This window comes from Streptomyces chartreusis NRRL 3882, from assembly GCF_900236475.1.
Lineage (GTDB): Bacteria > Actinomycetota > Actinomycetes > Streptomycetales > Streptomycetaceae > Streptomyces > Streptomyces chartreusis_D.
In genome coordinates this window covers 8,612,559-8,626,675 of sequence record NZ_LT963352.1, presented here as the reverse complement: position 1 = coordinate 8,626,675, position 14,117 = coordinate 8,612,559, and the positions used below count along the sequence as shown (strand labels likewise).

The 14,117-nt window shown below is 71.8% G+C and carries 11 protein-coding genes and 1 pseudogene; 5 read left to right on the top strand and 7 right to left on the bottom strand.

Features of this window, described 5'->3' with window-relative positions:
* Positions 1 to 2 precede the first annotated feature (2 nt).
* Positions 3 to 260 (top strand): annotated as a pseudogene (locus tag SCNRRL3882_RS42705) (3-hydroxybutyrate oligomer hydrolase family protein); the annotation flags it as partial.
* A gap of 101 nt (positions 261 to 361) precedes the next feature.
* Here the strand turns inward: SCNRRL3882_RS42705 and SCNRRL3882_RS38890 are convergent.
* Positions 362 to 1,264 (bottom strand): hypothetical protein, encoded by a 903-nt coding sequence (locus SCNRRL3882_RS38890; protein WP_010038210.1) that lies wholly within the window; start codon positions 1,262 to 1,264, stop codon positions 362 to 364.
* A 168-nt stretch (positions 1,265 to 1,432) separates the two neighbouring features.
* Between SCNRRL3882_RS38890 and SCNRRL3882_RS38885 the strand changes: the two genes are divergently transcribed.
* Positions 1,433 to 2,878, top strand: coding sequence for a glyceraldehyde-3-phosphate dehydrogenase (locus tag SCNRRL3882_RS38885; protein ID WP_010038209.1), 1,446 nt, complete (start codon positions 1,433 to 1,435; stop codon positions 2,876 to 2,878).
* A 54-nt stretch (positions 2,879 to 2,932) separates the two neighbouring features.
* Here the strand turns inward: SCNRRL3882_RS38885 and SCNRRL3882_RS38880 are convergent, their stop codons facing one another.
* Complete coding sequence (locus SCNRRL3882_RS38880) at positions 2,933 to 6,100, bottom strand: RICIN domain-containing protein (protein WP_010038207.1); 3,168 nt, start codon at positions 6,098 to 6,100, stop codon at positions 2,933 to 2,935.
* A gap of 172 nt (positions 6,101 to 6,272) precedes the next feature.
* Here SCNRRL3882_RS38880 and SCNRRL3882_RS42700 point away from each other — a divergent pair, with 172 nt between their 5' ends.
* Positions 6,273 to 6,980 (top strand): ATP-binding cassette domain-containing protein, encoded by a 708-nt coding sequence (locus SCNRRL3882_RS42700; protein WP_078602793.1) that lies wholly within the window; start codon positions 6,273 to 6,275, stop codon positions 6,978 to 6,980.
* Positions 6,981 to 6,995: 15 nt separating this feature from the next.
* Here SCNRRL3882_RS42700 and SCNRRL3882_RS38870 read toward each other — a convergent pair whose 3' ends face one another.
* The gene (locus SCNRRL3882_RS38870) at positions 6,996 to 8,129 is read right to left on the bottom strand and encodes an RICIN domain-containing protein (RefSeq protein ID WP_029181059.1); all 1,134 of its coding nucleotides are present in this window, start codon (positions 8,127 to 8,129) and stop codon (positions 6,996 to 6,998) included.
* A gap of 219 nt (positions 8,130 to 8,348) precedes the next feature.
* On the opposite strand from SCNRRL3882_RS38870, the gene SCNRRL3882_RS38865 reads away from it, so the two are divergent.
* Positions 8,349 to 9,065 (top strand): VOC family protein, encoded by a 717-nt coding sequence (locus tag SCNRRL3882_RS38865; RefSeq protein ID WP_040902945.1) that lies wholly within the window; start codon positions 8,349 to 8,351, stop codon positions 9,063 to 9,065.
* A gap of 60 nt (positions 9,066 to 9,125) precedes the next feature.
* Here the strand turns inward: SCNRRL3882_RS38865 and SCNRRL3882_RS38860 are convergent, their stop codons facing one another.
* The 3 genes from SCNRRL3882_RS38860 to SCNRRL3882_RS38850 all read right to left on the bottom strand — a co-directional run bounded on the left by SCNRRL3882_RS38860 (position 9,126) and on the right by SCNRRL3882_RS38850 (position 11,600).
* A complete protein-coding gene (locus SCNRRL3882_RS38860; protein ID WP_010038197.1) occupies positions 9,126 to 9,467 on the bottom strand; it encodes a hypothetical protein in 342 nt (113 codons plus the stop codon).
* Between the two features lie 71 nt (positions 9,468 to 9,538).
* A complete protein-coding gene (locus SCNRRL3882_RS38855) occupies positions 9,539 to 10,855 on the bottom strand; it encodes an acyltransferase family protein (protein WP_010038196.1) in 1,317 nt (438 codons plus the stop codon).
* A 118-nt stretch (positions 10,856 to 10,973) separates the two neighbouring features.
* Positions 10,974 to 11,600, bottom strand: a complete 627-nt coding sequence (locus SCNRRL3882_RS38850; RefSeq protein ID WP_010038195.1) for a TetR/AcrR family transcriptional regulator — start codon at positions 11,598 to 11,600, stop codon at positions 10,974 to 10,976.
* Between the two features lie 47 nt (positions 11,601 to 11,647).
* Here SCNRRL3882_RS38850 and SCNRRL3882_RS38845 point away from each other — a divergent pair, with 47 nt between their 5' ends.
* Complete coding sequence (locus tag SCNRRL3882_RS38845; protein WP_102514935.1) at positions 11,648 to 12,373, top strand: hypothetical protein; 726 nt, start codon at positions 11,648 to 11,650, stop codon at positions 12,371 to 12,373.
* Between the two features lie 31 nt (positions 12,374 to 12,404).
* Here SCNRRL3882_RS38845 and SCNRRL3882_RS38840 read toward each other — a convergent pair whose 3' ends face one another.
* Positions 12,405 to 14,087: a hypothetical protein gene (locus tag SCNRRL3882_RS38840; RefSeq protein WP_010038190.1), complete on the bottom strand. Its 1,683-nt coding sequence runs from the start codon at positions 14,085 to 14,087 to the stop codon at positions 12,405 to 12,407.
* Positions 14,088 to 14,117: the final 30 nt, after the last annotated feature.

Here is a 14,117-nt window from a genome sequence, read left to right as displayed (position 1 = left end):
GGATCGGCATCGCCCGCCCGCCCCCTGCGGTTCGTCCCGCCGCTGCTCGCCGTGTCGCTCGCCGCCGCGTACGCCACCAGGGGCGGGCGGGCCCCCTCCCCCGGCACCCTCGTCGACGACGACTCACTCGGCGGTCCGGTCGCGGCGCGACCCGGCGCGACGGCGAGCCGCACGGCGAACCCGCCCGGATCGTGCACGGCCGCGACGACACACGGGTCCCGGTCAACCACAGCTTCCGGCCCTGCCTCGGGCTCAACTCCCGCGCCGAGCACGGCAGCCTGCCACCCGGTCAGGTCGTACGGACCGCGCCGGCGGGGGGCGAGCCCGGCCATGCGCCCGCTCTCAGGGAGAACCGGCCCGTCTACCGGTCGTCCGATGAGGTCAGGCGTTCGAGCTGGGCGGCGGCCGTCGCGGCTTTGCGATCCGCTTCGCGGACACGGCGGTCGGCCGTGCGCGCCCGTTCCCGGGCCGACCGCTCGGCGAAGCGGGCCTGCTGGTGCGCCTCCCTGGTGCGGGCGAGCTCCTCCGTGAGTTCGTCGACGCGCCGCTGGAGGCGGTCCACCTGCTGTTTCGCCTCCTCCGCGGCCTGGCCGACGGCGGCCGCCTCGTCCTTCAGCGCCCGCAGCTCCCGGTCGGCGGCCTCGACGTCCCGGCGGGCCTGCGCCAGCCGTCGCCGCTGTTGCTCGCCGGCCTTGCGGTCCGGACGGGAGGGGGCCGTCGCGGCGGACGGGCGACGCTGGGTCCCGGCGCTTTCCGGGACGGTGCTCTGCGCGACGGCGCTCGCGGCGGCGGCCGGGAAGCCGACGGCGGCACTGAGCGGCTTGGCCAGCCGGCCGCTCGCCCATGCCTGGGCCGCCTCGGGGTCGGCCAGGACCGCGTGCAAGGTGTTCTCGACCTCGCGCTGCACTCCTTCGCCGATCGGATGTCCGGCCTCCGTGGCGAGCTGCCGGGCCTGAGCGGACAGGGCGCGGATGAGCGCGTGCTGCTGCCGGCTCAGTTCGCGCAGTTGGGTGCGGTCCAGCGAGTGGTGGGCGTGCCGCAGTCCTTCGCCCAGGCGGAGCAGGGGCCCGACGTCGCCGGGCCGGCTGCGGACCAGGAGGTTGCTGGCCCAGGCCGCGAGACTGGGTTTGCGCAACGCGCCGATCCGCTCGGCGAGTTCCCGGTCGCCGGCGGTGCGGGCGGCGGCCACGGCCGAGGAGCGGGCGGCGGTGAACTCCTCCGGCCGCAGGGCGTACAGCCCGTCGGCCACGGCGTCGAAGTCCATGAGCGTCCCTTTCGCGTGGGGCTCTCTTCCGATCATCCCAGGCGAGGCCGCGAGGGGCGCGTGGAGCGCGGCGTTCCGGCAGGGCGGAGCGCTCAGCGGGCACCCCGTTCATGATCCAGAAATCGACGGTTTAACATATGAGCGCCGCCTAGCTCGAAAGATGGATCTGTGACTGTCAACGACGACTCGTTCACCAACTGGAAGAACCGCGAGGAGATCGCGGAGTCGATGATCCCGATCATCGGGAAGCTGCACCGGGAGCGGGACGTGACCGTCCTGCTGCACAGCCGCTCCCTGGTGAACAAGTCGGTGGTCAGCATCCTCAAGACCCACCGGTTCGCCCGGCAGATCGCCGGTGCGGAGCTCTCGGTCACCGAGACGCTGCCGTTCCTGCAGACTCTGGCCGAGCTCGACCTCGGGCCCTCCCAGATCGACATCGGCATGCTCGCCGCGACGTACCGCGAGGACGACCGCGGTCTGTCGGTCGCGGAGTTCACCGCCGAGGCCGTCGCCGGTGCCACCGGAGCCAACAAGATCGAGCGCCGCGAGGGGCGTGACGTCGTCCTCTACGGGTTCGGGCGCATCGGCCGGCTCGTGGCCCGGCTGCTGATCGAGAAGGCCGGCTCGGGCAACGGCCTGCGCCTGCGCGCCATCGTGGTGCGCGGCGGAGGCGAGCAGGACATCGTCAAGCGCGCCTCGCTGCTGCGCCGCGACTCCATCCACGGCCAGTTCCAGGGCACGATCACCGTCGACGAGGCGAACAGCACGATCGTCGCCAACGGCAACGCGATCAAGGTCATCTACGCGAACGACCCGTCCGAGGTCGACTACACGGCGTACGGCATCAAGGACGCCATCCTCATCGACAACACCGGCAAGTGGCGCGACCGCGAGGGTCTGTCCACGCACCTGCGCCCGGGCATCGACAAGGTCGTGCTGACCGCGCCCGGCAAGGGCGACGTCCCGAACATCGTGCACGGCGTGAACCACGACACGATCAAGCCGGACGAGCAGATCCTGTCCTGCGCCTCGTGCACCACGAACGCCATAGTGCCGCCGCTGAAGGCGATGGACGACGAGTTCGGCGTCCAGCGCGGCCACGTGGAGACCGTCCACTCGTTCACCAACGACCAGAACCTGCTGGACAACTACCACAAGTCCGAGCGCCGGGGCCGCAGCGCGCCGCTCAACATGGTCATCACCGAGACGGGTGCCGCCTCCGCGGTCGCCAAGGCGCTGCCCGACCTCAAGGCGAAGATCACCGGCAGCTCCATCCGGGTCCCGGTGCCGGACGTCTCCATCGCGATCCTCAACCTCCAGCTGGCGCGCGAGACCACCCGCCAGGAGGTGCTCGACTACCTGCGCGAGGTGTCCCTGACCTCGCCGCTGAAGCGCCAGATCGACTTCATCAGCGCCCCCGACGCGGTCTCCAGCGACTTCATCGGCTCGCGCCACGCCTCGATCGTCGACGCCGGCGCCACCAAGGTCGAGGGCGACAACGCCATCCTCTACCTCTGGTACGACAACGAGTTCGGCTACTCCTGCCAGGTCATCCGGGTCGTGCAGCACGTGTCCGGGGTGGAGTACCCGACGTACCCGGCTCCGGCGGTCTGATCCCGGGGGACGACGCGGGGCGTGTCCGGCAGGCACGCCCCGCGTTCCCGTGCGTCAGGAACGGGTGAGCTCGATCCTGTACTGCCGTGTCTGCGAGCCGTCCTCGCTGCTCACGGTCACGACGGCCACGTGTGTCGTCTCCTTGCGGACGCTCACGCTCGCGTACGGGTCGCGCGGCGTGGCGGTGACCCTCGCCCGGTCCGGGCGGTCGGTGGTCACGCGGTAACCCGTCCGGTCCGGGGCGAAGTCGCCGATCGCCACGCCGTCCACCTCGATCGACGCGGCGGCGGCGTCCGCGGAGGCGCCGGGGGTCCTGGCGAAGAGCTCGATCTCCCCGAGGGTGATGTAACCGCCGGGGCGGGCCGCCATGACAACGCGTACCCCGGTCACCGGGCCGAAGGCGCGCACCGGGACGTCGGCGACGGGTGTGCCCTCGGTGCCGACGGGCACCGTCTCGCTCGCGTCGGTCCAGGTGCCGTCGGCCCCGCGCACCTGCACCTTGAGGGACTCGGCGAAGCTGACGTTGGTGCCGTCGCGGTGGAAGTGGGTCACGACCCGGGTCAGCTCGCGGGCCTCGGGCAGGGTGAAGGTGATGGTGTCGGACGGGTTCTTCGTGCCGGACCGCCAGTTCGACCAGGCCTTCTCGGACGTGTTGCCGTTGCGCAGGCCATCGGCGGAGTAGCCGCTCTCGGTGTAGGTCGCGCCGACCGTCACGCCCTCGTCGGGCGCGGCGTTCCGCTCCCGGGGTGCGGTGACCTGGACGCGTACGGTCGCCGCCGCCCCGGTGCCGCCGGGAACCTGGGCGGTGCCGCGCAGGGTCACCACTCCGGCCTCGTCGAAGGCGCCGTCGGGAGCGGGGTCCCAGGTGACCGGGAGGTCGGCGGTGCCGCCGTGCCGTCCGACGCCGGTGACGGTGGCGGGCAGGTCGGGCCGTCCACCGGTGTAGGTCTTGGCGCGGCCCGGGAGGGTGGAGGCGATGGTGTCCACGGTGACGACCGCCTCGGCGCGGACGGTCCGTCCGAGGGCGTCGGTCGCCGTGCCCTTCACGCGTACCGTTCCGGGCTTGCTCCAGTGCGCCTCGGAGGGCAGTGTCCACCGCACGGGGAGGGCTCCGCGGGCGCCGTCCCGGAAGACGGGCGTCACGGTGCCGGGCAGTTCGGGCGCGCGGCCCGGAACGGTGAACGCCTTGGCCGGCTGTGTGCGCAGCACCGTCTCGTCGGTCACGGCCCAGCGCTGGTTCGCGCCAGAGGTGGGGAGGAAGGCCGAGACGCGGGCGCCGTCCGCCGTCGACTGTCCGACGACGTCGAGCAGTCGGCCGGTGGCGGCGTTGACGAAGGTCCAGGTGCCGTCCCCGGTGGTCGACATGATCCACTGCGCGGCCGGTGTGTCGGCGTCTTCGAGAACGGCCTCGTTGTCGCGTACGGCGAGGCGGCTGCCCGTCTCGGCGTTCCTCAGGGCATAACGCTCGCGGTTGCCTTCCCCGCGGGTCAGCTTCTTCACCGACCACAACTGGGACCTGGCACCAGGGTCGGCGGTACGGACGACGACGCCCTTGCCGTCGGCGGACGGGGCCAGGGACTTGCCGCTCTGGGCCCCTTGGAGGCGGTAGACGTGGCCGGGCTGGACGAGTGAGGCGTCCTCGGCGGTCCCGGACACGCCGTCGACGAGGAGGGTGGTGACCGACTTCGCCGGGACGGTCACCGTGGCGGAGTCGTCCGTCACCTTCACCGGGGTGCCGCGGACGAGCGCTCCGTCGGTGCTGGTCACCACGGGCGTGACGGTGGCGCCGGGGGCGACGCGCTTGAACCGCGAGAGGTCCAGGGTCACGGCACGCGGGGTCGTGCCGTTGTTGACGTGCACGACGGTCGCCCCGCGGCCGGACTTGCGTACGGCGGCGACGCTGGCGGGGTCGTCGGCCTTGACGAAGTGGTCGCCGGGCCGGATGTGGTGGGTGAAGTTGCGCAGGGTGTGGAACTTGGTGTTGGCCCGGATCGGGCAGGTCTCCAGGGTGTCCTGCGCGGTGCAGTTGAACGGGATGTGGATGCTGCCCCAGTTCTTGCCGGCCTGGGCCTGCGGGATGGAGTCCTCGACGGGCTGCCACAACACCCAGGCTGACGGCTCCAGTTCACGGATGTCGTCGACGACCCGGGTGGCGATGCCGAGCCCCGGTTCCATGCCGGTGAAGTCGGTGCCGGTCCCCCAGGTGCCCTCGACCTCGCTCATCCAGAACGGCTTGTCCGCGGCCTTGGCGCTGTCCCGGGCGCTGGTGCGCATGCCGGTGCCGTACGTGTGCACGTTGAGCTGGTCGACGGCGGCGCGGGCGGAGCTGTCGTAGGCGTTCCAGTTGCGGACGAAGGTGCTGGGGTTGGTCTCGTCCATCGCGGAGACCGTCGCGCGGGTCCTCGCCTTCTCCAGTGCGCGCCGCAGCGCCAGGACGACCTTCTGCTGGAGCTCGGGGCCGGCGTGCGCGCCCTCCTGGCGACCGCCGGTGGGCTGTCCGTCGGGGCCTATCTGGGTGCCCCAGTAGTTGGTGTTGGGCTCGTTGAGCGGGGCGATGGTGTCGAACTTGATGCGGTGCTTCTTCTCCAGCTGCTCGGTCACCTTGACCAGGTAGGTGGCGAAGTCGTCGACGCGGTCGGCCCGTATCTGGTCGGTGTTGGCGTCGAAGCCGCCCGAGACGTAGCCGCTGACGGTCTGGAACCACGGCGGGGAGTTGCTGAACGCCTCCCAGCGGGTCACCTTCTTCTTGACGCGGTCCACCCACCAGCGCTGGCCCGGGTCGGCGGACCAGTCCCAGTGGTCGGGGTCGTCGGGGTTCCACCAGTCGGTGTCCTCCCTGGTGGTGCCCTCGGGGGCCTTCCAGAAGCCGTCCATCGTCGCGCCGACCTTCATGTAGTCCTTGCGGACGTCCGGGGCGTTGCCGCCGCCGATGTTGTAACGCGCGATGTTGAGGCGGAGGCCGTCCTCACCGAAGAGCATGTCGGCGAGCTTCTGCCGGATGGGCTCCGGGTAGCGGCCGGTGATGTTGGCGAACCAGACGAGGCTCGTCCCCCACCCTTCGAACTCCTGCTGCCGGTAGGACGGGTCGATCCGTACGGTGACCGCGCTGCCGGGCTGTTCGGCGGCAGCGGCAGGGGCAGGAGGCACGGTCAGGAGTCCCGCGCCGAGTGCCAGGGGGACGCTGACCGCCCACGCACGGGCGGGGCGATGTCTGCTGGACATGAATTCCCTTCGGGAGCGAACAGAATCGCGCAGAACCAATCGAGTTTCCCGAATGTTTTAGGACGGCAATCAACACGTCAAGAGGTACGACGAGTTGGGACCGACGCGTCCGGTGCTGACCGGCACCGGGGCCGGCCGGGCCGCGCCTGCCACTTAGGGAAGGAACTGGCCGATGCCTGAGGACCTGATGCTGGGCCGCGGGGAGACCCTCGGTCTCGTCGGCGAGTCCGGCTGCGGCAAGTCCACGCTGGCCAGGGTCCTCCTGCGGCTGGAGCGGCCGGGCGCGGGCACCGTGCGGTACGAGGGAGTCGGCCCCTTCACGTTGTCGGGTGCGGAACTGCTCGCCTGGCGCCGGAAGGTGCAGATGGTGTTCAGGACCCGTTCGGTCGCTCAACCCCCGGCTGCCCGCGGCGGATCGGATCGGCGAGCCCTGGCTGACCCACCGCGGTCTCGTCCCCGCGTCGAAGCGGGCGGCCCGCGCGCCGAACTGCTGGAGATGGTCGGTCTGCGCGCGTCGGACGCGGGCCGTCACCCGCACGAGTTCTCCGGGGGACAACGGCAGCGGCTCAACCTCCTGTGCGACCTGCGGGACGAGCTGGGACTGTCGTGGGACTGTCGTACGTCTTCATCTCGCACGACCTGTCCGTGGTGCGCACCTCGCCGACCGCGTCGACGTGATGTACCTCGGCAAGATCGTGGAGACGGGCCCGACGGAGTCCCCGCACCGGCCGACCCGCCGTCCGGATGCCGGTTCCGGACCCCGTGCCGACGGGTGCGGGACGTGTGTGCGGAGGCGGTCCCCGCGCCGCCGCCCCCGGGGCCCGTACACGGCGCGGCATGCCACTTCCCTCTGGAGGAGACACCACCGGTGACGGTGTGACGGGCAGTCCCGTCGTCAGTCCATCGCATCCACCAGGAACTCCTGGTCCCGTGACCCCGTGCAGCGCTGCTGGGCGATCTCGGCACCCGCCGTCAGGTCGTCGGTACCGTTGACGCCGAGGCACATTCCGTTCTGGACCACGTGTATCCGGTAGGCGTTCACCTTGGACCCGTTGGAACGGTCGACGGGTTCGAAGAAGAAGTGCTGGCTGGTGCGGTCCGCCGAACAACTCTCCCAGGGCCAGGGCTCGAGCAGTCCCTCGACGACATGGCCGCTGCCGAGCGCGGTGAGACAGCCGTCGCCGTACACCGGGTGGCGCCACTGGATGTAGTAGGAGCCCGTGTTGCCGACCGACACCAGTGAGAGGTCCGGCGGTGTGGCGTCGGCACAGGGGCGCTGGACGGCCACTTGGCTTCGGTAGCGCCCCTTGCGGTCGTGGCCTTCGGTGACGCACAGCGTGGGGGCCAGGGCGGGGCGGATCCTGGACCGTCCTGGTGGCGGGCCGTCGTCGCCGGTGGTCAGGGCGGAGGCCGAGGAGGAGGCGAGGCCTGGTGCGACCCCTGCCCCACGCGCCGCCGCGTCCCTGTCGCCCGCCTCGCCGGGCAGCAGCGCCCAGGCCCCCACAGCGGCGAACAACAGCGCGGCACCGGCGGCGGCGAGGAGGGCTCGCAGGTTTCTGACGCGACCGGCGATCGGGGCGGGGGTCGAAGCCGAGGCCAAAGCCCGAGTCGAGGCCAGGACCGGGGCCGGAGCCGGGCTCACGGCCGTTGACCGGGCGGGGTCTTCCGGTGTCCCGTCGGGCGTCGGCCGTCCGCCGGTGGGCGACCGCCCTTCGTCCGCATGCGCCGACCCGTCCTCCGCGTGCAACGGCTCGACCGCTGTCAGGCGGTGTCTGGCCTCCAGCCAGGTGGCGGCGTCCTCGTCCCTGCCGCACGCGCGGACGAACGCGGCGACCACCTCCGCACGCGGCAGCGAGTCCCGGCGCAGCGCGTCGGCGACGGTGCTGCGCGCGAGGACGTCCCCGCGCCGTTCCGCGTTCGCCTCCAACTGGCGGTAGGTCAGGCCGGCCTGTTCCTTGAGCCGGCGCATGCACGCCACGAACTCGGAGGCGCTGCGCGCCTCCTGTGGTAACGGACGCTGTTTCCCCATGACCGGCCATCCTCGTCCCGCCCCCGGCGGTGGACAATCCGGGATTCTGCCAATCCCCGAAAGCCCATGCCGCCTGTGCGAACGACCGACACCACCCCTGGAGCCTCGGGCCGAGAACCCGGCTTCCTGCCCGCACTTCTCCCCGCACGGCAGCGGAAACCCGCTTGCATGGCCGTCGGGACACCCGATATCCAGCATCGGGACGACGAGGAGCACAGGATGACGACCCGTCTGGGTTCAGTGAACGAGTTCTGCTGGATGGACCTGAAAACCCGCGACTTACCCGGCACCGCCGCCTTCTTCTCCACGACGCTGGGCTGGCGCTTCGCGGTGGACGAGGAGGACCGGCGCAGGGCCACCAAGATAACCCTCGACGGCCACTTGATCGGCGGCGTGAGCGACCTGGCACATCCGGTCTACCCGCCGGGAACACCTGCCCACATCGCCTACTACCTGGCGGTGGAAGACATCGAACGCCGTATCGCAGTGGCGACGGCGCACGGCGCACGCATCGTCGTACCTCCTTTCGACGCCGGCGATCAGGGCCGCATGGCGACACTGATCGATCCGGCAGGCGCCGCCTTCTCCCTGTGGCAGGCGCACCACTTCACCGGCTGGCAGTTCCCGCTCCACCTGGCGAGTGCCCCGCACCGCATGGTCCTGGCGTGCGAACGGCCCGACGAGGCCCGGAACTTCTACCGCGAGACCGCAGGATCACCCCTGACCTGCGCCGACTTCGTCGCCCCACGTGGAGGCCTCACCGCCACCCCACAGTGGGAACTGGCGATCGGTGTCGACGACCTGGACAGTGTCGTCACCCGCGTGCGCGAGCAGGGCCGGTCCCCGGCCACCTGGCAGGACGAGACGGGCCGATGCGTGGTGCGGTTGACCAGCCCGGAGGGACTGACCTTCCAGATACGCCGCCTGGAGCGGTGAGCGGGTACGTCACCCTCGGCGCGCCGTCGGCCACCCTGCGGCCGCTCTCGACCCAGGTCGTCAGCGGCTCTCGAGCTGTCTGCGCGGGCGCCTCCGCCTCGGTGAGGCGCCGACGCAGGGTGTCCGCGAACTCTCCGGCCCGCGCCAAATCGGCACGCAGATCCGCCACTCGCTGCTGCGCCACCCCTCGAAGCCCCACACCCGCTCCAGGAGCTCCGCACGCTCCACGGCGCTCGTGTCCTCGGCGTCGAGGCGGTCGGTGGGCCCCAGCAGGGCATGTCGGAAGAAGGAAGTGCCAGCGGCGGGGAGTTGTCCGGCGATGCCGTCGATCACCTCCGCGTGGATCGGTGCGGTGCCGACGGCCTGCTCGGCCAGGGCTCGCAGGTGTGGCTCCGGTTCCACGGCCAGCACCCGTCGGACGCCGGTCGGGCGGGGCCGGCGATCTTCGCGCAGAAGCGGGCGAAGGGAGGATGTCAGGCGGCTTCCTCCAGGACGTCATCGGGCTTCTCGGCGTCGCGTGGCTTCGTGCGCCGGGAAAGCACCACCAGCAGTGCGCCCAGCGCCAGGCCCAGTGCGGGCGGCAGGGGCAACCGGCCGCCGGGGGCGAATCCCTGTCCGGCGAACCGGGTCAGAGCGGCGACGGCGGTGGCGAGGCCGAGCCACAGCGGCCATGGGTGGTGCAGGTCGGCGTCCCGGTGGATCCGCTCGTGCACTGCCGCCAGCCCGCGCTCCAAGGGCCGCAACACTGCCACGACACCGGCCAGGACGACGCCGAGCACCAGCAGCCAGGGCACCCGCAGCGCCCACCATGCCGCGGATCCGAAGGCGGGCTGGGGCGCGAGCCCGGTCAAGTAGAACGCGGCGGCCACGACCAGCACCGGCAGCATGTGCCACAGATACAGCGTCATGCTGGCGCCTCCCACCGGGCTCACCACCCGCCACACCCGCTCCCGGTCCAGAAGCCGCCGCATCGCCCGTGCGGCGAGGAGACACAGGCCCACCTGGGCCACCACCCACGCCAGCATCGCCGCCGACGGTGGATCGGTGTTGCCCGGGCTCTGCCCGGTCACCCGGATCAGGCTGACCGGGAACGGCCCGACGCCCACCAGCGCCGCGAAGGCCACCCCGCCGCACGCCGCCATCGCGGGCGCTGTCGCCCGGTGACCGGTCAGCAGACCGTCTCGCCAGCAGAAGCCCAACTGGTAGGCGATGCCCCACACGAGCACGTAGTTGAGCAGCCCGACGTACGGCACGTGCACCGCCACCGCGAGCGCGTCAGCCGCCAGGGCGGCCGCGCCCAGGACCACGGGGACGCCCAGGCCCCAGCGCCGGTGCGCCGCGTGCAGGGGCGGGGTCAGGGCGCTGAGGAGCAGATACACCGGCAGGAACCAGAACTGCATCGCCATCGCCCACCCCACCAGCTCGAGGGTGCCCGGATCCACGCGGACGGCCGCACAGACCCCGACGGCGAGCAGCACCAGCGCGCTGTACACCCCCGCCGGGAGCAGCAGCCGCGACGCCCGCCGCGCCACCCACCCCGACGCCGTACCGCCCGCCGCCCGGGTGCGCGCCCAGGAGCCGCTCGCCGCATGCCCGCCGGCCAGGAAGAACAGCGGCATGATCTGAAAGCCCAGGGTCAGCCACTGGGTCCACGGAAGGACCGCCAGCAGCTCCGGTGCCGTGATCTCACCACCGGGCCCGCGGACGAGTACGGTGATCAGCCAGTGCCCGACCACCACCAGGGCGATGGCCCACGCCCGCAGGAAGTCGACGTAGCGGTCTCTGCTCACAGGTCGTCATGCTGCCGCCGATCCAGGGCTTTCCGGGCGAGAAGACCGTGCCGCAACCAACCCGTGCCCGGCACGACACCATCCGCAACCCGCCGCTGAGGGTGTCGTCCATGGCGGCTCAGTTCAGGAGTTCCCGCACCAGTGCCCCGCGCCACCACTGCTCCACGCGGTCGGGCGACCACCCGCGTTCACCGGTCAGCACGGTGTAGACGTCGATGTTGCAGAGCGCCGCATAGACGTCGACCGCGGACGGCACGTCGAGGCCGGAGCGCAGGACACCGGCGGGCCAGGAGGAGAAGACCTGCACCCGGGTCTGGTCGCCGCGGACACGGCTGTCGTGGTAGAGGGTGGCCAGCTCCGGCTCGGAGCGGCCCGCTTCCCGCAGGAGCGTGATGACGTCGCCGGCGCGCTCGTACAGACGCCGGTCGTAGCCGGCCATCGCGGCGAGCTGCCGGGCGGGGTCCGTCGCGGGTGACTCCAGCTCCGCGATCAGCTGCGGTACATCGGCCGAGAGATCGGCCGCGTCGGCCAGCGCGCGGGTCAGTCCCGTCTTGTTCCCGTACGCCGCGTAGACGGTCGGGACGGACACCCCTGCCTCCCGCGCCACGTCCCGCACCGTCGTGGCCGTCCACCCGTGGGCGACGAACAGGCCCAGCGCGGCGCGGGCGATCTCCGCGCGGGTCTGCTGCGCCTGCGCCGTGCGGCGCAGCGAGTCGTACCGCCGCCGCGCCGGCTCCTCATTCATGCCCTGCCCCTTCCCGCTATTCATTTAACGCTGCTTATAATCAATATATGTTACGTAAACAACCGGGTGCCGCCCCGGTCGCCACGGGTCCCGCCACGGATTTCGCTCGGGTCAGCGGTCTCGCCGCCCTCGGCTTCGCCTTCCTCATCGTCGCCGGGAACGTGGTCCTGGTCCCGGCCGGTCTGCCGCGCACGGGCTCCGGCATCGGGGAGGTGGACGGGTTCTTCCGCGCGCACGGGGACCTGGTCGGCCTGGGTTCCGCGCTCACCCCCGCCGCCTGGATCCTGGCCACGCTGTTCGGGGCGGGCGCGGTCCGTGTGCTGTGGCGGTCCGAGCGGGACCGGGGCGAGGCGTGGGCCCTGCTCGGGTTCGCCGGACTCCTCCTCCAGAACGCCGTCTTCGCCGGGGTCGTCGCGATCCGGCTGGCGCTCGCGTCGACGGCCGCGGACGGGACCGGCGCGGACCGGGGTCTCTGGGCGCTGCACGACTCCCTGTTCACCCTCAACGGCACCTTCCTGGCGCTCGCGCTCGTCGGCCTGTCCGTCGGCGGCCTGCGCGCCGGGCTGATCCGGCCGTGGCACGGCCGGTGGGGGCTGGTGGCGGCGGTGTTGCTGTTCGGTTCGGCCGTGCTCGCCCCACTCGTCATCGACCACACCGGCCCGCTGGGTCTGCTCGGCCTCGTCGGCTGGCTGATGTGGGTGGTGTGGATCGTCGTGTACGGCGTGGTCCTGATGCGTCGGCCGCCGGCAGCGCAGCCGCCGACCGGGGTTTGACCGGCGGCCGTCGGACCCGTGCGGTCCATTCTCAGTGGCAGCACCCGTCGGCAGGCTGCGGGCCGGCCGCGGTGTCCAGGCGGCAGAAGCACGAAGCCTGGATCGGGACGTCGGCCAGCGCCGTCGCCATCTTGAGCTGCTGGGCCACCAGGGCCGCCTCGGCGGCCCTGCCCGCCCGGAGCAGGCACTCGTGGAAGCCGTGCAGGGACCAGACGTTGCCGGGGTGCTGGAGGGGACGGGGCAAGGTGTCGTCGAGGCCGAGGTCCGCGCGGTAGACCGCCTCGGCCTCCGCCACCCGGCCCTGTTCCAGCAGCAGGGCGCCGTAGGCGTGGCGGGTGGGCTGCATCCAGCCCCAGGGCTCGTCGTAGGGGAGGCCGTCGTCCAGCTCGATGGACCGCTCCAGGGCGGCGAAGGCGAGGTCGTGGTCGCCCCTGCGGTATGCGAGCTCTCCGTCCAGCATGGCCGCCGCGATGGCGAGGATGTCGCGGCAGGTGTTGTTGAACAGCATCCGCGTCTCTGGCACCCGGCTCACCGCCGCGCGGAACAGCTCGCGTTCGGCCTCCGCCCGGGTGACTTCGCCGGTGGCGGAGAGGGCGACGCCGCGCGCGTAGTGGCGCATCGCGGTGGTCACCGCGTAGAGCTCCGGGTCGGCGGGAGCGGGCAGGTCGAGGATGTCGGTCCAGCGGCCGAAGCGGATCAGTACGTGGACGCGCATGGCGAGGAAGCCCTCGAGCCAGTCGGCCATCGGAGGGCTCTGCACGCGGAGCAGCTCTTCGGGGATGGCGGCTTCCAGCTGGGCGGCGGTGTCGAGGGCGACCTGTGACTGGCCGAGGAACATGGCCCCGTAGATCTTGAAGTGGTGGTTGTGCGCCCGGTAGAGGGTGTAGAAGTTCATCGCGCCGGCCCGCCGGTGGAACTTCTCGTCGGCGGCGATCGCGTCACTGTTGGCCGCGACGACCCGGCGGTAGTCGCCGCACAGGACGTCGAGGTGCGAGGGCATGTGGTGCAGGTGCCCGGCGTCCGGCACGATGCCGCGCAGCCGGTCGGCGACGGTGAGGGCCTGCTCCGGTGCCGGGGACATCTCCATCAGGTGGATGTAGAGGTGCAGCACCCCGGGATGGCGGGCTCCGGCGTCCGTGCCGAGCGCGCCGTCCAGCACGGCCTTGGCCTCCAGGGTCCGTGCGCCCTCTGCAGGCTGGCCGGTCGTCAGGTCCCACAGCTGCCAGGGAGTGAGGTTCATCAGCGCGTCGGCGTGCAGGGTGGCGATGTCCGGGTCGTCGGGCGCCAGTGCGTACACCGCCCGCATCGCGTCCGCGTAGGGTTCGTTCCACACCGAGCAGTCCTCGACGGCCTCGGACTGCGGGTAGCGGGCCCGCAGGGCCCCGACGAGGGCCCGTTCCACCGGCGTGGCGTGCACGGCTTTGTCGTGGGCCCGTTCGACCGCGTCATGCGTGCGTTCGACGGTCCGCACCAGCTCGTCGTCGTCGAAGAATTCCCAGGGCTTGTTGTAGTTCGGGCCGAGCGCGTAGGCGATGCCCCAGTACGCCATCGCACACTCCGGGTCCGCCGCGACGGCCTTCTCGAAGCAGGCGACGGCTTCCTCGTGATGGAAGGCGTACGTCCACACCAGGCCGCGGTCGAACCAGAGTTGGGCCTCGGCGGAGGACGTGGTGACGGGACGGCTGTGGGTTCCGAGGTCGTAATAGTCACCCATGGGTCTCTCCTGGGGAAGCGGCCGGGAGCC

Coding starts and splice junctions, on each gene's coding strand:
- SCNRRL3882_RS38890 (WP_010038210.1), bottom strand. CDS start 1,264: ATGGACTTCGACGCCGTGGCCGACGGGCTGTACGCCCTGCGGCCGGAG.
- SCNRRL3882_RS38880 (WP_010038207.1), bottom strand. CDS start 6,100: ATGTCCAGCAGACATCGCCCCGCCCGTGCGTGGGCGGTCAGCGTCCCC.
- SCNRRL3882_RS42700 (WP_078602793.1), top strand. CDS start 6,273: ATGCCTGAGGACCTGATGCTGGGCCGCGGGGAGACCCTCGGTCTCGTC.
- SCNRRL3882_RS38870 (WP_029181059.1), bottom strand. CDS start 8,129: ATGGGGAAACAGCGTCCGTTACCACAGGAGGCGCGCAGCGCCTCCGAG.
- SCNRRL3882_RS38865 (WP_040902945.1), top strand. CDS start 8,349: ATGACGACCCGTCTGGGTTCAGTGAACGAGTTCTGCTGGATGGACCTG.
- SCNRRL3882_RS38850 (WP_010038195.1), bottom strand. CDS start 11,600: ATGAATGAGGAGCCGGCGCGGCGGCGGTACGACTCGCTGCGCCGCACG.
- SCNRRL3882_RS38845 (WP_102514935.1), top strand. CDS start 11,648: ATGTTACGTAAACAACCGGGTGCCGCCCCGGTCGCCACGGGTCCCGCC.
- SCNRRL3882_RS38840 (WP_010038190.1), bottom strand. CDS start 14,087: ATGGGTGACTATTACGACCTCGGAACCCACAGCCGTCCCGTCACCACG.